Source organism: Allobaculum fili, from assembly GCF_020969955.1.
GTDB lineage: Bacteria > Bacillota_I > Bacilli_A > Erysipelotrichales > Erysipelotrichaceae > Allobaculum > Allobaculum fili.
Window position 1 is genome coordinate 94,982 of record NZ_JAHDSX010000002.1, and the last position, 19,156, is coordinate 114,137.

Consider the following 19,156-nt stretch of genomic DNA (forward strand, 5'->3'; position numbering starts at 1 on the left):
AGAATTTATTGGATCTCAATTTCTCCTGAGAGGAGTTGAGGTAATAGTTCATCTCTTGTTTTGCTCAGCGTTCTTGAAGTGATTCTGTTGACTATCAAATTCCGTTGGATTGGATTAAGTAGCTTATTAAGGCTTTCGAGTTCTTCGACAGGCGGAATATAAACAGCAGCATTTTCAAGATCGGATCTTTTTATATGTCCCATTGTAGTGGCTTTGGCCTTGGCGATAGATTGAAACTCTCGAAGGTGATACTTTAACCAACAATAGATAAACCAAATTGGATAGTTCTTTGGAGTAACCTTATATAAGTGCTGATTAAGTCCTCCGCTTCCTCCTGTCCAAAAGTCTGCAAGCAGTGTTCCAGACCATGAAAACAAAAGGTCACCATCGTTAACAATTTGCCTTTTATCAATTGTTGCTGAGCATAGTTCGCTCGTCTCAGAAAAGCCCTTATTACTAAGCTCTTTTATTTTTATGACCTTTAAAGGGTGTTCTTCGTTTTCATGAGGACGGAATTTCTGCATCGGCAATCCATTTTGAAAAGTTGCAATATCTAATAAACTTTTCTGTTTCCATGTCGTCATTGATGGATTTTTAAGGATTTTTTGCTTGAAAACCGTGTCAATAAGATCCAGTAAATTCTTGTTTATTCGAGCATTACTCTCAATCTGATTGTCGATTGAACCCAGTATCTGTGCAATTTTCCGTTGGTAATCAACAGATGTGGGAATTTCCACCTCAATATTCTTCATCACATTCCCGGAAACCTCTTTGAAAGTGGTTCCGCTGCCTGCTGATTTAATTTTCTCTTTGTTAAAAACTAGGAGGTAATAGAGAAAAAGCGGATCGACCACACCGGTATCTGGAACTACACTCTTGAATCCCTGGTTTGTACAAATCGGATTTGATGCGATAGCTACATAACCAATTGGAGCACGTGAACTGAACAACACGGTACCTGCAGGTAACAATTCAGTAGAACAAGAATTCAATCCTTCTTCAGTAATACTTCGTTCTCCTTTGGATATATACCGTTCAGAATAATCAGCTAAATCCTTCGGAGTCAGCCAAGGAATAGAGCCGCCATAGAAAGCTTCATTTTTCGTAGAAGGCGTAGCCCCACCAACTACCCTTCCTAATTCTTGCAACTTGACCGTTTTCCAATTAGATTTCATACCCAATCTTCTCCAGCTGCTTTCGAATCTCTGCTTCAAGTTCATGTGATTGTTTAAACAAATCACCAAGTTCAGAAGTCAGTCGCTTCATCTTTTCGTCGAACGGCTCTCCATCCTCTTCGTCTTCTTCGATACCTACGTATCTACCTGGAGTCAGAATATAGTCCTGTTTTGCGATTTCTTCTGTATCTACTACCGCCCAGTGTCCTGGATTATTCTCAAGTTCGCCTTCTTCATACGATTGATACAGCTCACCGATCTTCTTAACATCCTCATCGGAGAATTCGCGCAGTTTCCTAGAAACCATGGTACCCATATCTTTAGCGTCGATAAAAAGCGTCTTTCCTTTTTGCTTTTTGTTCATTGAAAGATACCAAAGTGAAACAGGTATACCCGTTGAATAGAAGAGCTTTTCAGGCAAAGCTACAATACAATCAACCAAATCTGCCTCAATGATGTTTTTCCTGATTTCACCTTCTCCCTTGGTTTGGGTTGAAAGCGCACCGTTTGCTAAAACCATACCGATCTTTCCGTTTCGGTTCATATGAGAAATCATATGTTCCATCCAGGCAAAGTTTGCGTTTGATTCAGGAGGTGTTCCATATGCCCATCTCGGGTCATCTTCGAGCGACTTGTGCCACCAGCTTTTATCGTTGAAAGGAGGATTCGCCATCACAAAATCCATCTTTTCATGAGGATGAAGATCTTCCAGGAAGGTGTCTGCATTGTGGGGACCGAGGTTTGCATCAATTCCTCTAATCGCCAGGTTCATCTGGGCGAGCTTCCAGGTAGTCGGATTCGATTCTTGTCCAAAGACTGAAATATCGTTTAATTGGCCGCCGTGGCTCTCAATAAATTTTGCAGACTGTACGAACATTCCGCCGCTGCCGCAGCATGGGTCATAAACCCTACCGTGATAGGGTTTTAATACTTCAACAAGGGTACGGACAACGGATGACGGTGTGTAGAATTCGCCTGCATTCTTGCCTTCCTGGGAAGCAAATTTCTGAAGACAGTACTCATAGGTTCTTCCGAGTATGTCTTTTTCGTTTCCATGTTCGTGCATTTTGATATTGGTGAACAAATCGACAACTTCACCTAATCTTCGCTGGTCCATTTCAGGGCGAGCATAGTTTTTTGGTAAAACGCCCTTCAGTTTTGGGTTCTCTTTCTCGATTTGTTCCATTGCAGAGTCGATGGCTGTTCCAACAGAGTTTGTATGTGCGGAGTTCTTGATCACATCCCAACGAGCACCTTCTGGAACGAAAAAGATGTTTTCAGAAATATACTCGTCTTTATCGTCAGGATCAGCATATGGGTCTTCTAAGAGTTCAGCACGTTTTGCTTCGAAAGAATCAGAGATATACTTCAAAAAGATCAAGCCGAGAATAACGTGTTTATATTCAGAAGCATCCATACTACCGCGCAGAACGTCGGCCGCACTCCACAGTTCAGCCTCAAATCCTACATCCGCTTTATTGGATGCTTTCTTCTTTGTATTTGCCATAAGTCTCCTTCTTTTGCCTCGTGAGCTATCTATTCTTTCATTATAACCATCCCTGGATTATAAAGGGCTTTCATCGAAAAAAATCAGGCTATCAGTGGCTTCTTATATGGAAAGATCAGCCGCTATTTTAGCCTGATAAGCCTGATATAAAGATTGGTTTTCTTGTCCCTTTGATATTGGAAATGGTCCAATCTGTCTAGCGATACCATCCTGATAACTCTTTTTTCTTATGGGACGAAAATCCAAATTTTCTCCTGAAATCAAGCTGGAATGTGTTCAACAATATATCTCCGGTGTGGGGTCTGCTGAACTCTGCAAACAGTACGGCATTCTTGACTCGAAAACGATCACCAAATGGGTTGGAATCTATAGGCGAGATGGTGCCGCCGGATTGATCACACCTAGCGTAAATAAAAGATATTCTTCTGAGCTGAAACAGAAAGTGATTGCGGAATATCGTTCAGGGCAAGCATCTTTGAGTCAGCTCTGTCTGAAATATCATATTTCTGCCGTCTCAGTAATCCGCCGCTGGCTGAAAGGCGATACGATTTCTCCATGTAAGGGAGGAACGAAAACGCCGAATCGAAAGAAGAACTCTGCAAAATCATTCACCAAAGAGCAGAAAATCGAAGCGGTAAAGCAGTGTCTTGAAAACGATAAGAATTATCAGGAAACCGCTCATCGTTTTGGCTGCACGTATACACAGATTTATAACTGGGTCCCAGCCAGCAGTAAGATAGTTCCTCCTGAAGCTTTCGCGTTATGGAACCAAAAAGGCTGTTCATGTATAGCTGGCGTTATTGTCGGCTTCGCCGGGACCAGCCTGCGCGGCTGGAGCGCGGTTCACTCCTCTCAAGAAGAGAGGGGGGCTCCTCCCGTCATACCACTCGCGCTCAAAGATTTCACAGAACCCAGAACCTGCCAAGGGACGCTTCGCTCAAGCCCTTGCCAGAACCTGGAACCTGTGAGACCTCCTCACTGTGAGCGATACGACAGAAGGAGGGCAATCCGCCCGCTCTAAACAACAAAAGCTTTTGGCATAATTCGTGCGAAATGCTTGAGCGAGTTTTATTCATTCCTGTGTCTGCTTGACGGGGGGCAGAGCGCTTCAAAACTCGAAGCGGTTCTTGTTGCTGGATGGTTTTGAGGGCGTAAGCGAAATTAGTTTTGTGATACTTCACCCCGATAATTGCTTCAAAATCTCATGCAGTATTCTGAATATATCCAGAACGACATATCATACAGAAAAGAGGAGTCCTGCAGGAAATCCCTTTAAAAAAAGGAAAAACAAAAGGGGGAAAGGAGCAATTTCAAATGAAAAAAGGTTTTGTCGCTGCATTCGCATCCACACTGCTGCTTCTTAGCGGATGCGGCAGTTCATCCAAACCAACCGTTGCGCTCGCCGATCCGTCCAGTCAGACATCGGTACTCCTGGAAACGTACGAACCGCAAAACGATACGAATGTCAGGCCGGCGACAGATCCGTCCAGTCATCCGCAGTCCGATACCAGCAAATTGAAGACCCGCAATCCAGTTTCGGAAAAATCCGATCCAGCCGCACAAAAGGCGGATTCCTCCGAATCTTCAAATCGGCCCGGAAACACTGGATCGTCTTCCCAAACGGAACCTTCCAAACCCGTTTCAGACTCTGCTCCGATTGCGGAACAGAACGATTCCACGCTCGACGCAATTGAGGACGATCCCTCAGCTTACTTTGAAACGTCCGAAGAGCAGGAAGACAGTGAATCTGTCTCTTATGTTCAGTCTGCCTGTTATGCAGATTACTACTATGTCGGCCTTATCGTGGAAGTGGAAGCGCCTGCCGAAAATCAACCGGTTTCGGCCATGACGATGTATTTCTTCCTTAATACGCAGGAAACGCTCGGAATGAGCGGACAGATGGCCTGTGTACTGGCACGCGCCGCAATTATGGCCGAAATCAGCGATGAACTGGGCAGTGTTTTTCCGTATGGAGACTGCGATACCGAAATGGTTGCGGATGAAGATTACGTCATCGTTCAGGTCCGTGTAAACGATCTGGGCGCCTATATTGAAGGCTCCACAAAACAGCCGTACGATCCGCAGGATCTGATTTTTACTAATGCCGTTCATGATCTTGAGCAGATCTTCTATTGTGAATAGACAAATCGGGTGGTTTTGTCGGATGTTCGTTTCCTTTCTCCCTTTTCCAGAAAGGCAACCCCAGAAGAAATGCTTTGCCTCTGTCGTCTGCCTTCATGACGACAGTTTTTTTCATTCGTGCCCATTGTCCTGCCTCTGGAGTACAGAGCCTTATCACAGCAGGATTTTCTATAGAAAAGAACAAATAAGTCGACGACTGTGCAAATGAAATTATATAACCGAATAAAATGTACGAATAAATAAAAATTCATGATGAAATAAAATAAGATAGGATAATGGCAGGCGTTAAGACAAATGCCGCCAAAGCCCATTTTGTAAAGAACTCATTTCGAACGGAAGCGCAGTTCGCCATTATCAGGAAGGGGCTGGAGCAGGATAAGACGATTCTGGGCAGATCAAAAGGAGGACGCCAAAGCAGGGATGTACGATGAATACGCTAAATTGTGAATAATTCCTCCATATTTCCCTTTGGAAAATCGTTCCCTCTGACTTTCCGATACGAAAGAGGGCAGAGATCGGACAGGACGGAAATGCACAAACGGAACAGGAAACAGAAGGAGTGAGCGTATGAATACGGCCAAAGCTTTGAAAGCAAAAATCCTCGCTATAAACGGAAGAGGCTATCCGGCGTATCGGGATTTGAAAGGAAAGTGGGACTTTGGAAGCTATGTGCTTTCCATCGACCATGTGCAGTCCGACCCGTTTGCTTCCCCATCGGACATTTCGATTCACATCGAAAATCCAGGCTTTCCTTCGCATCTTTACGAAAACCGTACCTGTCGGATTGCTTTGCAGGATGCACTGCTGCGGCTGTTTGGCCGGAAGCTGAAACAGGCGGATGTGCGCCGCTCCGGTTCTGGAAAATCAGGCGCACTGACGTGCAGTTCGGTCTGTCCGGAAGTGCTTGAACGTTCTGCAGTACAGATCGATCCGAAAAACGGTTCGCTGATTTTCCGGCTCAACGCAGGCTTTCCTGCCAAAGGCCGTTCGATTCTGGCCAAGGGGCTGGTGATGCTTTTATTTGATACTTTGCCGCCTTTAGTGGAATCGTCCTTGATTTACGCCAATCTGACGGCAGCGGAAAAAGAGCATCTGCAGCGGGTGTATGAGCTGTCTGTGGATCAGCAGGCGATTCGTAAACAGCTTCAGGACAGACATCTCGTGTCCTTTGTGGCCAACGGCGCGATTTTGCCGCGTAAGAGCGGGGCAAGCGCTTTGCCGATGGAGGACGCGATTCGGTTTGTGAGCGCGCCGGAAAAAGAAATTGAACTCGATCTGCCTTATGCCGGAAAAATCAAAGGCATGGGCATTGACGAGGGCGTAACGCTCATTGTCGGCGGCGGCTACCATGGAAAATCGACGCTGCTGCAGGCGCTGGAAATGGGTGTTTACGATCATATTGAAGGCGATGGCCGTGAGTATGTCATTACCCGCAATGACGCGATGAAAGTGCGCGCCGAAGACGGCCGCTGCGTTCATCATGAAAACATTTCTTCCTTTATTCAGAGTCTGCCCGGCGGTAAATCCACGGAAGATTTCGTCAGTGAAGACGCATCCGGATCGACGAGTCAGGGGGCTAATGTAGCGGAAGCGCTCGAATCCGGAAGCCAGGCGCTTCTGATCGATGAAGATACATCCGCAACCAACTTCATGATTCGCGATGAGCTGATGAGCGAAGTCGTTTCCCCAAAAGAAGAGCCGATTATTCCGTACATTGCCCGCATTCGTGAACTTGCCGATCAGGGCGTATCCACCGTGCTCGTTGCGGGAAGCAGCGGTCTGTTTTTTGATAAGGCAGATACGATTATCCAGATGAAAGAATACAAGCCGTACGACATTACAAAACTGGCCAGGGAAAAAGCGGCTGCCTTTGCCAAACCGCAGACCAGCGACTATCCGCCGATTGTCACTCCAAACAAACGGATTCTGAAAAAGAACGACGCGCTCTGTCAGGATAAGGTCAAGGTCAAAACATCCGCGCTCGATTCGCTTTCGATTGCCAGAGAGCCGATCGATCTGCGCGCCCTCGAACAGCTTGCCGATTCCCAGCAGTCGGCGGCGATCGGAAAAATGATCGTCTATGCGCAGCGCAATCTGGTCGATAATCAGAAAACGATCGACGAGATCGCTGAGGAGCTTGAAAATCTTGCGGATGAAAACGGCATGAGCTTTTTTGGAAAGGGCAATTTAGCCCGTCCAAGAAAGCAGGAACTGTGCGGCGTGATCAATCGCCAGCGTTCCAACGGCTTCCGTTTTCAGAAATGAATTTGAATTTGCGGATGATCTATACAAAATGGATTGTCTGCATCCTGTCGGATTCATCAGAAAACCACACGGATAAAACGATTTATCAAACTGCATAAAGCAGGTTTTACAGACGGATTTTCCCTCTGCAGATCCTGCTTTTTTTCATTTTCAGCGATAGGCATCGAAGAAAAGGGGAGCGGATAAAATGCAGAAAGGCATAGTCAAATTCTGTCTGCACGATCGTTTGACACTGTCTTGAATTATTTAAATAGATAACGGGAGTAAAATAAAACAAATTGTTTGGAATTATTATACAAATTAGGAAATAGACATTTCACAGTTACCAATTAATGCAATAGTTTGCATATATCATTAGCGTTATCATAGATATGAAGGAAAGAAGTAAACGGTTACAAGAGTTGGCCTTTTAACTGCGTACTTCTTTTACTCAAATTATGAAAAGGATGGAAGATATGATTCGAAACTCATTCCGTAGAGCGCTGAAGCGCACGGCAGCGGCGGCTGTCAGCTGTGCAGCAGCCTGCTCGATGATGTTCGCATCCGGAACGCCGATCATGGCCGCTGAAGACAGCGACGTAGCGATCGAAGCGCGCGTAAACGACATCATCTCCAAAATGACGACCCGTCAGAAAATCGAACAGATGATCATGCCGGATTTCCGTAAGTGGGGAACCAGTGACGACACCGCAACGGATTTCACCGAAATGAACGATGAGGTTAAACAGATTATCGCGGACTACGACTTTGGTGCCATTATTCTGTTTGCCAACAACGTTAAGGAAACCGAGCAGTCCTACAACCTCGCGATGGATATGCAGAAAGCAGCCATCAGCGACGGCGGACTTCCGCTTCTGATTTCCGTTGATCAGGAAGGCGGCTCTGTTTCCCGTCTGGGCACCGGTACAGCTCTGCCAGGCAACATGGCTGTCGGCGCTACCTTCAATACCGATGATGCAAAGAAAATCGGCGAAATCATCGGTTCTGAACTTTCCGTACTCGGTATCAACACCGACCTCGCACCGGTAGTCGATGTCAACAACAACCCGAACAACCCGGTTATCGGTCTTCGTTCTTTTGGCGATGATCCGGAACAGGTTGGTCTTATGGCTTCTGCCGAAATTGCTGGCCTTTCTGAATACAACGTAATCGGCTGTGCCAAACACTTCCCAGGTCATGGCGATGTGGCGACAGACTCCCACTATGGCCTGCCGATCGTAGACAAGACGGTCGAGGAAATCAAAAACAACGAGCTGAAACCGTATACAGTAGCGATCAACGAAGGCATCGAAATGATCATGACCGCACATATCCTGTATCCGGCTCTCGACAATACAACGCTTCACTCGGATCTGACAAACCAGGAAGAACAGCTCCCGGCGACTCTGTCCAAGAAAATTATCACTGACCTGCTCAAAGGCGAAATGGGCTTTGAAGGCGTAGTCAGCACCGACGCCATGAACATGGAAGGTGTTGCCAAAGTCTGGTCCCAGCCGCAGCGTGTTGCTGTAGCCATGGAAGCCGGCGCCGACCTGATCTGCATGCCAACCGTTCTGTACTGCAAGGACGACCTGAAAGATCTCGACGCGGTCATCAACTACTGCGAACAGGAAGTTGCCAACGGCAAGCTTACTCAGGAACGTCTGAATGACGCCTGCACCCGTATCCTGACCCTGAAAGCCCGCAAAGGCATTCTGGACTGGAACGAAAATGACTATTCCATCGATGAAGCCAAAGAAGTTGTCGGCTGCGCCGAAAACAAACAGGCTGAACGTGAAATCGCTGCCCGCGGCGTTACCGTTACCCGCAACGAAGACAACGTTCTGCCAATGGAAGTTACTAAGGACACAACCGTTCTCGTAGCTACTCCTTATTCCAACGAACCTGGCCTGATCTCCCTCGCCTGGAACCGCGGCAAAGATGCCGATACCGTAGAAAACGGTGCGAAACTGGATTATTTCGTATACACAGGCCAGGCTGAACTGACCGACGAACAAAAAGCAAAAATTGATGCGGCCGATTATGTAATGGCCGTTACCGAAGTTTCCAGCGCAGCCCGCATGGGCGGCAGGCACTGGTCGAGCAAAATACCAAATGAAATCGTGAAATACGCGAGGGAAAAAGGCAAAAAGGCTATCATCATGTCTGCGGACAAACCATATGATACCCAGTGGTATCCAGATGCTCAGGCAGTCATGGCCGTTTACGGCAACAAGGGTACCGGAGTTGACCCGACCGAAGCCATCATCGGCGGCGCAACCGGTGCTAACGAAGCCTATGGACCAAACATCCTGGCCGGTATGGAAGTTGCACTTGGGACCTTTGGTGCCAGCGGACAGCTCCCAGTCAACGTTTACAAGTATGATGATGCAACTGGCATGTATTCCACAACCGATGTCGTTTATCCGCGCGGTTCCGGTCTGACTTACCAGTCCAAATCCGATGCCAACCGGATGGAAATGTACCGTCTTTACAACCCGAATTCCGGCGAACACTTCTACACCAGCAGCTCCAGAGAACGCGACTACCTTGCGAAAGTCGGCTGGAAGAGTGAAGGAGTCGGCTGGATCGCTCCGAAGAAATCCAATACTCCGGTTTACCGCGTATACAACCCGAATGCCGGCGATCACCTCTACACACTGAGTGAACGCGAGAAAAACTACCTGGTTGACCAGGGATGGAAAGACGAAGGCATCGGCTGGTATTCCGATGACAACAAGGCCGTAGAAGTATGGCGTGAATACAACCCGAACGCCAAGAGTGCAAACCACAACTTCACAACCAACTTCAAGGAACATACATACCTGATTGAACTTGGCTGGAGAGGTGAAGGCATCGCCTGGTACGGTCTCGAAAACTTCGAGTAGTCAATCCCGACTCTGAAGGAAAATGCTTTAGCCGATAGAGCAGACCCATACATCAAAACAAAATAAAACGGCAGAGTTTGGACGCATCCGCCGTGCGTTCGAACTCTGCTTTTTTCATGGAATTTCAAGCGGCCGCTTTTCGCTTTTCAAACGCCCTGCTAAGGTAGAAATCAAACTTCGCTTTGCTCCGCTGACCAGAAATGCTTCGACATCTTTTTCGTTCCAGAAACAGCTCGAAGCCAACGGGTCGAAACGGCGGCGAAGAACGCACTTGAGAAAGGAGAAAGACAATGGAATTTCAGAGTGAACGACTGATTTTGCGTCCCTGGAAAGCCGAGGACGCTCAGGTATTATACGAACTCGCAAATGATCCGGATGTCGGACCGGCCGCCGGCTGGCCCGTTCACCAAAGCGAAGAGGAGAGCCGGCAGATTATCGAAAGTGTGCTGAGTAATCCGCTGGATTTTGCGATCTGCCTAAAAGAAACGTCGACGCCAATCGGCGCCATATCTCTGATGGTGCCCAAGCTGAAACAGCGTGAGGGGGCATCCCCATACGACAAGGAACTGGGCTTCTGGATCGGCAAGCCATACTGGGGCCATGGCTATGTGGAAGAAGCGGCAAACATGCTGATCGATTATGGCTTTGAAGATCTGTGGCTCGATCAGATCTGGTGCGGGCATTATACCGGCAATTCCAAATCCGCCAGAGCACAGGCCAAACTTGGCTTTTGCTTTTTCAAAACGGAAGAGCATGTCCTTGTACTGCTGCTTGGCGAATTCCGTGATGAAGTGATCAACCGCATGACAAGGGAAGAATGGAAAGCTCTGCGAAACGCGAAATAGATTCCAGTGTCAGAACCGAATCCGACCGCTCTTCTTCCTTTTTAAAAGACGCGATGCACAAATCTCTGTACAGATTTCTATACAGATCACCATTACAGGCAACCACAGCCAATACATATAAGAAAACGGGCCGTGCGGCCCGTTTTTGCGTAGAGGGTGAACGATCGGAAGGCAGCAGGAAGAGAGGATTCTGTCCTTTCCTTGTTACTGCCGTTTGAATGTCTTCTTGAGCTCAATCCATAAATAGATGATTCGGGAAATCGCCTCGCGTCCGGCTTTTTTCCAGGTGAAATCCGGTGCGCTCTCCATTGCCCAGTTCGAAAAGAACTGTCTGGCCAGCGCGTTCGAACGTCGGGCGTGCAGGCCGCCCGTCAGAATCAGGATTGGCTGATCACCGATCATTTCTCTAGCGTATTTCATGTTTTCCCAGGTGTTCTGCGCCCGGGTTTCCAGCAGGATCGGCAGCTGCGGACAAAGTTCATGAATGTAGTTACCCATCACTTCCGCTTCCACGTACGGATTGCGGACCGCACCGCCAGAAATGATCAGCGTGCGGTATTTGCCCTGCAAATACTGATCGATCGCCAGATGACAGCGCAGTTTCATTTCACGCCCCAGGCTGCCGTCATCGTGAACCGAACAGCCCAGAAGCAGTCCAAAAGGATACGGTTCCTGTGAAACTTTCGGTTTGCGGCAGGGCGGCAGCTGGTGTTCGTACCAGACCAGAGACAGCCCAGCTGCAGCCCCGAAAAGGGAGACGAGGACAGCCTTTTTGTGGCGGTGAGAAGAAGGACGGTGAAACATAGAAAACTCCTTTCTAAAGGAAAAAGGATCGGGTTACAAAACCGGACAGAAATACGTGTGAAGTTCGGCCAGGAGAGCGTGTCGAATCGACGCATCCGAACCGTCCGCTTCCGCTGTACTGGAGGAAGAAAATTCAGAGCAGGCAGAAAGGGTGTGCGGTAAAACGAGCGTCCAGGCGGCTGGTTTCTGATCGATCAGCGAATACAGACGCATTTCCTTATTGAGAAGATTCTGAAGCCAGGGGGAAAGATCGGCCATACGGCTGGCGGCTTTCAATCCGCCGGGCAGCGACTTTAACAGTGCCTGTCCCCGGTCATTGAAGCCAAGCGTCAGAACTTTAAAAAAGAACGGATGCTCTTTCATCTCCCTTTTAGAGATCTGCATCAAAATCATCATGCAGGTTCTCTGTATTCTTGCCCGTGTATACGTTTTGGAAACGGCATGCTTCAGAAAGCCTTCAAACGTATCGCTTTTTCTGGCGCTTTCGATCAGACGGTATTCGATGCCTTCCTCGCAAAGGAAAAATTCGCTTAACCGCTTCGGATCGCTCATGAGCAGCTGCATCCGCAAATACGGATAGTACGATTGCCACGATTGTCGGGGATGATAGAGCGCGTCGCCTTTTTGCGGAATGTTGGCGAAAAAGTCTTTTCGAATCGCTGTGGCGGATTTGAGTGAAAAGTTGCGGGGGAACGGCACGACCGCCATGCCAAACGACCGGGCGTGGCGAATGTACTGCACCGCCAGAATATCGTTTGGCCGCAGATCGATGCCGTTTAAAACGGCGTTCTGTACATGTGAGCGGCCGGGAACAGCTTCGAGCATTTTCAGCTGTCTGGATTTTTCTTCCAGAACGGCCAGATCCGCGAGCTCCGATCCAAAGCAGAGCGTATTGACCCCGGCACATTTGAGGGCTTCGATCGCGTAGAGTGCAAAATAGTCGGCGCTTTGCATGGCGTAGGCGGCAGGCAGCGCGATCACCAGATCGGCGCCCGCTTCGATGGCCATACGGGTTTTCTCTTGAGGAGAAAGAAGGGAAGGCAGTCCGCGGCTTGAATACCATGTGGAAAGGACCACGACGATCTGATCGGGATGAAGCGTTTCGCGTACCCGTCGAATGATTTCGCGGTGTCCGTCATGAAAGGGATTGAATTCAGCAATGATTCCAGCTTTGATCATGTGTTCAGTCTACCGTAAAAAGAGGATTCCATACATTTCCAGCCGTGAATCCCATTTCAAAATCGTTTCCGTTCAGGTACCATGGACAGGGTTTTTCCGAAAGCGGATAAGAAACGACGGTATCGTTTTTTTGCGTAAGGAAAATCAAAAGAACAATTCACGGATCAAAACAGACAAAACATCTGGATGGATCCGATCAGAAGGAAAAACGGATCCTGGATCCGATGAAAAGATAGAACAGCGAGGACAAACAGTATGAAATTCAGCAGATTTGTTTCAAAAGCCGCCTGCCTGGGCGCTGCCGCTCTGCTTGCGGCCGGATGCGCCGGCAGCACGAACGACACCAGCAACGCCGACGTATCGAGCGTCACCTCTTCCATTGCCAGCAGCCAGACCGAATCGGTCGTTTCCAGCAAAGTGGCTACCCGGGCTTCCAAGTCGGAACCGGGCGGCAAGCAGTACCAGGCCGAAATCAAGATTTCCGGCTACGATGAACCAATCATCTTCACCATGGACGAAGGCATCGCTCCGGAAACCGTAGACAACTTTGTCAATCTGGCCGAAAAAGGCTTTTACGACGGCCTGACCTTCCACCGTATTATTGACGGCTTCATGATTCAGGGCGGCGATCCGCGCGGCGATGGAACCGGCGGAAGCTCCCGCAGCATTTACGGCGAATTCAAATCCAACGGTTTTGACAACTCCCTCAAGCACGTGCGCGGAACCGTATCCATGGCCAGAAGCAACCAGCCGGATTCCGCCAGCAGTCAGTTCTTTATCGTGCAGGAAGATGCGTCCAGCCTCGACGGGGAATACGCCGCATTTGGAACGGTAACCAGCGGCATGGATGTCGTAGACCAGATTGCTGAATCCGCGAAGCCGACCGACAACAACGGCTCCATTTCCAAGGAAGATCAGCCGGTCATCGAATCCATCACCATTACCGAACTCGATGACAAGAAATAAGCGGTAAGCACAAATCGAATCCAGTGAAGCTCTCTAGAGCAAAGAGAAAGCGCTCTGGAGCAAAGATAAAGATATAAAAAAAATCTGTATCTGTATCCTTCTGTCTCTTGCCTCTGGAAACAGCCTGAGCAAAGAAGACAGACCGAAAAAAACAGACCCGATCACAAATTGATGGACAGATTCTCAGAGCCGATCCGGCTCTTCGGGTCTGTCCTTCGATTTTGTAACGGTCACGGACTATGATGAAGATGCATGCGGCAGGGAGCCAAAACGATACGCGATATCCGACGTTTGCCCCTGGCTCATGACAGACAAGACATTTGAACAGGCAGATTTTTCAAAGAGTCAACGCGGCCGGAAAAAGCCGAAAGTACGATAGTTAAGGACAAAATGGCAAAGCACTTCGATCGTTTTGTTCAGATTTTCGTTTGTTTGACAATTCAAAAGGGTCTGCCTATAATATCAAATGCTACATGAGGTGAATAGCGTGAAGTTTCGTAAAAGCGATTTTCTGGCGGCGCCGGATGACTATCTTGAAGTCAATACCGACCTGGCCGATCTCGATGGAGCTCAGTTTGTGAATACGCCTGTTCTGGCCGTACCCGAGTGTCACGTCGAGGGCACTTTACAGTTTGACGGCCGCAGCAGGGTTGTCAGCAACCTTCATTACTCCGGCTTCATGATTGTTGAAGACTCGATTACCGGAGAAGATCTCGAATACGTTTTCGAGGCCGATTCTGAAAAAGAGTACTCATTCGATCCGCTCGAGGATACGGACGATCAGGAAGACATTCTCGTTGTGAACAACAACACGATTGATCTGAATGATGAGATGATCGAAGCGATTGTATATGAAGCACCCATGAGCATTACCCGTTTAGCCCGTGAAGACTATCCTAGCGGTAAAGGCTGGTCGCTTACATCCGATCAGGATGAGGGGGACAGCCAGCAGCAGGAAGATCCCCGCTGGGCAAAACTCAAAGATCTTAATTTCGAGGATAACTAGGAGGTGCCACCATGGCTGTTCAGCAGAGAAGAGGTTCCAAACACCGTAAGGCAAAAAGAAGAACCCATTACAAACTGACTAAACCCGCTCTTGTAAAATGCCCGGAGTGCGGCGAATTCAAACTCGCTCACAAAGTATGCCCGAGCTGCGGTAAATACAAAGGCAGACAGGCTGTCGAAGTAGAATAATTCCTGTCCCTTTTATAATCAGTATCCAGATGGATGAACAAGCAGAGAGACCTCTGCTTTTTTCTTTTTGCGCGTTTCGCATTTTCTCTAACAGGCCTGCAGGACGTTGATGTCCTCCTGCGGGCCTTTTCCGTTGTGCAGGAGCAAGCGCAGGGAAGCACGAAACTGAAATCCAGGGAAAGGAAATAGAAACGGGCAAATAGAAACGGGAAGGTCCTGACAGATCCGATCGCAAAAAACCACAGAATGTATCGCATTCGTGCGAGAAACCGTCTTTTCTGTATGGTCCGGAATTGGGATTCTTGTGTACCAAAGCAACAATTTCGTACCATAGCCAATTAGTATTAAGCCTATGCGATTTTAATAATACGAAAAGAAGAAAAAGACAACCGTGATAAACGTATAGAACGATAAAATAAAAAGGCCAGTATTTCTCCCGTTTGCCTGGACGAAGGCAGACGGGCGGCTGCTTTTTGGCTTTAAGAACAGGCGCAGGGATTTGAACGAATGGTTTTCCTTACGGGCAAACAGGAAAACCCCCATCCTGCATTGGATCCCCATTTTTATTTTGAACAGGAAAAGCGGTCGTTTTACGTTCCATCCATTTTCTCAAACGCGTGGTTTTGCCTCGGCTTTTGACCTACAGGCGCTTCTTCATTTGATTCGGGCAAAAATATAAATTACGAAGCGCTTCAATGCACTCTATTTAGAATATGGTCGCGCATACGACAGACAACCCATGTTCTATGGGCGATTAAAGCCATACGCAAAAGCACCAGATTTTTACGAGAGGACAGGGCGTAAGGGAAATCGGACAAAGAAAGGCCCAGTTATGAAAAAACATACAATGATGTCTGCACTCCTGTCTGTGTCGATACTGACAGGATCTGTATCTTCCTTCCCAATTCTGGCCGCTGAACCGGCTGCCCAGAATGAAACGACCGACCCTGCACAGTCCACAACGACGATTTATGACCATGCCCGCAATACCTGGTATCCAATGGGTACCGGCATGCAGGTCGAAACCGTCACAAACGAAGGCAAGTATTTCAAAGGCCACGCGGCGATTGATGACGTCAATGCGGAAAACACCGTAAAGGATCTGCTGCACGGCGAGAAGTCCTTTACGTTTGAGATCGAATACAAAACGCCGGAAAACACAAGCGCCAATCAGATGGAATACCAGATGATTCTTTCCAACGGCGACCATGGCTTTGTAGTACGCGACTACCATTATCAGAATCTTGGAATCACGACCCAGCTGATCGCCTATGGAGCCAATACGAATGACTGGATGACGTACAACATGAAGGAGTATGAAGCAGGAAATACCGATTACTCCAATCGTGTCCATACAGTTCTTGCCGGTTACGATGCCGAAACGAAGGAGCTCTTCTTCGTCTTCAACGATGGCTCGAGCTATCGTGGATCCATGAGTGGAACGGGCGGAATCAAGGCGACAAACTATCCGCTTTCCATCGGTACCGATCCGGAAAATACCGATCGCGTCTCCGCCTATCGGTTCAAATCCGTCAAGCTTTTTGAGGGCGTAAAAACTAAGGAAGACATGGAAACCCTCACCAAAGCCGATGCCAAAGTTTGGGTCGACGCAGACGATAACCCCGTTCAGCCTCAAGAGCCGGAACCGGAACCTGTCGTACTCGACTACTCCGTACTGCAGACGGCCTATACGGATGCGAGCAGCGTAAGTGCCGACAAATTCCAGTCCAATGCGGCATGGTCCACGCTGATTGAAAAACGGACCGTCGCTGCGAACATTCTTGCCGATCAGGACAATACTGCCCGTACGCAGAAAGATATTAATGACGCGGCTTCCGCCCTCAGCCAGGCGTGGCTCGCGGTTCGTCTGAGCGTCGACACCGAGATCAATCCGCTCCCCGCTCAATAACAAAACCAATCCAGAAATATGCTCTTTTGCATGCTTTCGTAAATGCGAAAAGCGCAGTTTCAATCGATAATCTGCCTTATGCACCGTCTGAACCGCAAAGATTCAGACGGTTTTCCATACATTGCAAAACTTGCGCATTTTACACCCGATCCAAGGCAAATTGTCTGCCGGACAGAAACAGGAACGATTGGCCATGAAAAATGTAGTCCGGTCTGATTTTTTGAAAAAACGCAATCATACCGATCGGTCGAAAAAGAGAAAAAAGGGGAAATCAGACGATTTACAGCCGGATTCTGGCGGATTTGCCCAGAACCTGTTCGCTGTATTGGTACACAATCGTTCCATTTTTGAACGAATATCTTCCTAAAATTTGTCTGAAATATGGGTACATAGACAAAAAGACCGGATTTGCTATAATTGAAATGCTTTATTTTATGAAGGGACAGAGAAATAAATGAATGCCTTATGGATTTCTCTATCCGGGATAATCGGACTTGTCCTGGGAATCGGCCTGATGGCCGCTCTTTCCAAAGCAGGTCTTAACAAAAATCAGCAGCAGGCAAATCAGATTCTTGAACAGGCGAACCGCGAAGCGGAAGCCAGACTGAAACAGGCAGTACTTGACGGGAAAACCCAAGTACACGATCTGAAAGTAGAAGCAGAAAAGGAAATTAAGGACCGCCGGCAGGAAGCCGTCGATCTTGAAAACGCCCTTCTGCGTCGTGAAGACAGCTTAAATTTCCGCGATCAGTCTCTGAACCAGAAGGAGAAGGAACTGAGCGCGCAGATGAAGAAGGCCAATGATCGCCTTCTTTCCTTAGAAGATAAGGAAAAGCAGCTTCAGCAGGAAATTGACCGACAGATCGAAGTCCTCGAGGGCGTAGCCCGGATGACCAGTCAGGAAGCGAAAGACGAGCTCTTCGCCCTTGTCGAAAAGCAGATGGAACACGAAACGATGGCTTACATCAAGGAAAAAGAAGATGAAGCCAAATCGCAGGCGAACCAGAAAGCGCAGGAAATCATCGCCTTAAGCATCGAACGCATGGCCCAGCAGGAAACGATGGACCGTACGGTCGCTGTCGTCCAGATTCCCAGTGAAGAAATGAAGGGAAGAATTATCGGACGTGAGGGCCGCAATATCCGTGCCTTTGAACAGGCCACGGGTGTTGAGCTGAACATTGATGATACGCCGGATCTGATCACCATTACCTGCTTCAACCCGATTCGTCGAGAAGTGGCCAGACTCGCCCTCGAATATCTCATTCGAGACGGACGCATCCAGCCCGGACGAATTGAGGACGCCGTTAAGAAATTCCAGCATGAAGTCGAGGCTGAGATTCTCAAGGCCGGCGAAGAAACTGTATTCAAGCTTGGCATCGGCCGCATCGATCGCGAAATCGTTCGTCTGATCGGTACGCTGAAATACCGTTTCTCCTATGGCCAGAATGCGCTCCAGCATTCCATTGAAGTCGCCCTGATTGCCGGAACGATGGCAGCTGAGCTGGGGCTCAACCAGCATATGGCGAAACGTGCCGGTCTTCTGCACGACATCGGTAAAGCACTCAATGTCGACCAGCAGGAAGGCAGCCACGTGGAGCTGGGTTACAAATTCTGCAAGAAGCATGGTGAAAAAGAAATCGTTCTTAATGCGATCGCATCTCATCATGGCGATACCGAACCAAAATTCCTGACCTCCCATCTGGTCATTGCCGCCGATACCATTTCCGCCGCTCGCCCAGGAGCCCGTAAGGAATCCGCGCAGGCCTACGTGGAACGTCTCGAAAACCTGGAAAAAATCGCCAATGAATTTGAAGGTGTGTCCAACGCTTATGCCATTCAAGCCGGCCGCGAGATCCGCATCATGGTTGTTCCCGAACAGGTGAGCGATACGGCCTGTGTTAAAATGGCCAGGGCGATCCGTGACAAAATTGAATCTGAACTGACTTATCCCGGACAGATCAAAGTGAACGTAATTCGTGAAGTCCGTGCACAGGAAATAGCGAAATAACGAATATCAAAGCCGCCCCGCAAAGGCGGCTTTTTATAACGGCTTTTCGTCTACAATAAAAACGGACGCATTCCCAAAAGGCACAGGGAAACATCAGAAAAAAAGCAGGGGAAGACCCGACAAAGACTCGGAAAAACTCGGATAAATCCGGCAAAGAAGCAGAGCAGTTTTCTTTCTCTCTCCGTTCGGATCACGGATCCATTCTCCGAACGTCCCTTAAATAGAGGAAGACTGTCCTTCAACCGTTAAGACAATCCAGACGCAGGACTTTTCTGACATAAGGTCACCCCCCCCC

Annotated in this window: 14 protein-coding genes; 10 read left to right on the top strand and 4 right to left on the bottom strand. The window is 48.3% G+C overall.

All coding sequences use genetic code 11. The features are described 5' to 3' along the window. Positions 1–5: 5 nt before the first annotated feature. Together Afil_RS01195 and Afil_RS01200 are read right to left on the bottom strand one after the other, a co-directional pair. Entirely contained in the window at positions 6–1,175 is a 1,170-nt protein-coding gene (locus Afil_RS01195; protein WP_230266702.1) for a restriction endonuclease subunit S, read from the bottom strand. Then, a complete protein-coding gene (locus Afil_RS01200) occupies positions 1,165–2,682 on the bottom strand; it encodes a type I restriction-modification system subunit M (protein ID WP_230227135.1) in 1,518 nt (505 codons plus the stop codon). Before Afil_RS01200 ends, Afil_RS01195 begins: the two co-directional genes overlap by 11 nt. 229 nt (positions 2,683–2,911) lie before the next feature. Between Afil_RS01200 and Afil_RS01205 the strand changes: the two genes are divergently transcribed. The 5 genes from Afil_RS01205 (at position 2,912) to Afil_RS01225 (ending at position 10,801) form a co-directional block, all read left to right on the top strand. Continuing rightward, on the top strand, positions 2,912–3,703 hold the full coding sequence (locus Afil_RS01205; protein ID WP_230266703.1) for a helix-turn-helix domain-containing protein: 792 nt from the start codon (positions 2,912–2,914) through the stop codon (positions 3,701–3,703). 293 nt (positions 3,704–3,996) lie between these two features. After that, positions 3,997–4,824, top strand: coding sequence for a hypothetical protein (locus tag Afil_RS01210; protein WP_230266704.1), 828 nt, complete (start codon positions 3,997–3,999; stop codon positions 4,822–4,824). A 567-nt stretch (positions 4,825–5,391) separates the two neighbouring features. Then, positions 5,392–7,089: an ABC-ATPase domain-containing protein gene (locus tag Afil_RS01215; RefSeq protein WP_230266705.1), complete on the top strand. Its 1,698-nt coding sequence runs from the start codon at positions 5,392–5,394 to the stop codon at positions 7,087–7,089. Between the two features lie 455 nt (positions 7,090–7,544). Next, the gene (locus Afil_RS01220) at positions 7,545–9,956 is read left to right on the top strand and encodes a glycoside hydrolase family 3 N-terminal domain-containing protein (protein ID WP_230266706.1); all 2,412 of its coding nucleotides are present in this window, start codon (positions 7,545–7,547) and stop codon (positions 9,954–9,956) included. 290 nt (positions 9,957–10,246) lie between these two features. Then, positions 10,247–10,801: a GNAT family N-acetyltransferase gene (locus Afil_RS01225; RefSeq protein WP_230266707.1), complete on the top strand. Its 555-nt coding sequence runs from the start codon at positions 10,247–10,249 to the stop codon at positions 10,799–10,801. A 204-nt stretch (positions 10,802–11,005) separates the two neighbouring features. Here Afil_RS01225 and Afil_RS01230 read toward each other — a convergent pair whose 3' ends face one another. Further along, on the bottom strand, positions 11,006–11,605 hold the full coding sequence (locus tag Afil_RS01230) for a YdcF family protein (RefSeq protein WP_230266708.1): 600 nt from the start codon (positions 11,603–11,605) through the stop codon (positions 11,006–11,008). Positions 11,606–11,638: 33 nt separating this feature from the next. Next, positions 11,639–12,784 carry a nucleotidyltransferase family protein gene (locus Afil_RS01235; RefSeq protein WP_230266709.1) on the bottom strand — a complete coding sequence of 382 codons (1,146 nt, stop codon included), beginning with the start codon at positions 12,782–12,784 and terminating at the stop codon, positions 11,639–11,641. 255 nt (positions 12,785–13,039) lie between these two features. Here Afil_RS01235 and Afil_RS11070 point away from each other — a divergent pair, with 255 nt between their 5' ends. The 5 genes from Afil_RS11070 to rny all read left to right on the top strand — a co-directional run bounded on the left by Afil_RS11070 (position 13,040) and on the right by rny (position 18,861). Further along, complete coding sequence (locus tag Afil_RS11070) at positions 13,040–13,750, top strand: peptidylprolyl isomerase (protein ID WP_255658122.1); 711 nt, start codon at positions 13,040–13,042, stop codon at positions 13,748–13,750. Positions 13,751–14,237: 487 nt separating this feature from the next. Beyond that, on the top strand, positions 14,238–14,756 hold the full coding sequence (locus Afil_RS11320; RefSeq protein ID WP_230266710.1) for a YceD family protein: 519 nt from the start codon (positions 14,238–14,240) through the stop codon (positions 14,754–14,756). A gap of 11 nt (positions 14,757–14,767) precedes the next feature. Further along, complete coding sequence (rpmF, locus tag Afil_RS01250) at positions 14,768–14,944, top strand: 50S ribosomal protein L32 (protein WP_230266711.1); 177 nt, start codon at positions 14,768–14,770, stop codon at positions 14,942–14,944. Positions 14,945–15,776: 832 nt separating this feature from the next. Beyond that, a complete protein-coding gene (locus tag Afil_RS01255) occupies positions 15,777–16,853 on the top strand; it encodes a hypothetical protein (RefSeq protein WP_230266712.1) in 1,077 nt (358 codons plus the stop codon). A gap of 454 nt (positions 16,854–17,307) precedes the next feature. Then, complete coding sequence (gene rny, locus Afil_RS01260; protein WP_230266713.1) at positions 17,308–18,861, top strand: ribonuclease Y; 1,554 nt, start codon at positions 17,308–17,310, stop codon at positions 18,859–18,861. Positions 18,862–19,156: the final 295 nt, after the last annotated feature.

Bases quoted from the DNA above. Each gene is read 5' to 3' on its own strand.
- Afil_RS01235 (WP_230266709.1), bottom strand. From the start codon at position 12,784: ATGATCAAAGCTGGAATCATTGCTGAATTCAATCCCTTTCATGACGGA.
- Afil_RS01205 (WP_230266703.1), top strand. From the start codon at position 2,912: ATGGGACGAAAATCCAAATTTTCTCCTGAAATCAAGCTGGAATGTGTT.
- rpmF (WP_230266711.1), top strand. From the start codon at position 14,768: ATGGCTGTTCAGCAGAGAAGAGGTTCCAAACACCGTAAGGCAAAAAGA.
- Afil_RS01220 (WP_230266706.1), top strand. From the start codon at position 7,545: ATGATTCGAAACTCATTCCGTAGAGCGCTGAAGCGCACGGCAGCGGCG.
- rny (WP_230266713.1), top strand. From the start codon at position 17,308: ATGAATGCCTTATGGATTTCTCTATCCGGGATAATCGGACTTGTCCTG.
- Afil_RS11070 (WP_255658122.1), top strand. From the start codon at position 13,040: ATGAAATTCAGCAGATTTGTTTCAAAAGCCGCCTGCCTGGGCGCTGCC.
- Afil_RS01255 (WP_230266712.1), top strand. From the start codon at position 15,777: ATGAAAAAACATACAATGATGTCTGCACTCCTGTCTGTGTCGATACTG.
- Afil_RS01200 (WP_230227135.1), bottom strand. From the start codon at position 2,682: ATGGCAAATACAAAGAAGAAAGCATCCAATAAAGCGGATGTAGGATTT.
- Afil_RS01195 (WP_230266702.1), bottom strand. From the start codon at position 1,175: ATGAAATCTAATTGGAAAACGGTCAAGTTGCAAGAATTAGGAAGGGTA.
- Afil_RS01215 (WP_230266705.1), top strand. From the start codon at position 5,392: ATGAATACGGCCAAAGCTTTGAAAGCAAAAATCCTCGCTATAAACGGA.
- Afil_RS01230 (WP_230266708.1), bottom strand. From the start codon at position 11,605: ATGTTTCACCGTCCTTCTTCTCACCGCCACAAAAAGGCTGTCCTCGTC.
- Afil_RS01225 (WP_230266707.1), top strand. From the start codon at position 10,247: ATGGAATTTCAGAGTGAACGACTGATTTTGCGTCCCTGGAAAGCCGAG.
- Afil_RS01210 (WP_230266704.1), top strand. From the start codon at position 3,997: ATGAAAAAAGGTTTTGTCGCTGCATTCGCATCCACACTGCTGCTTCTT.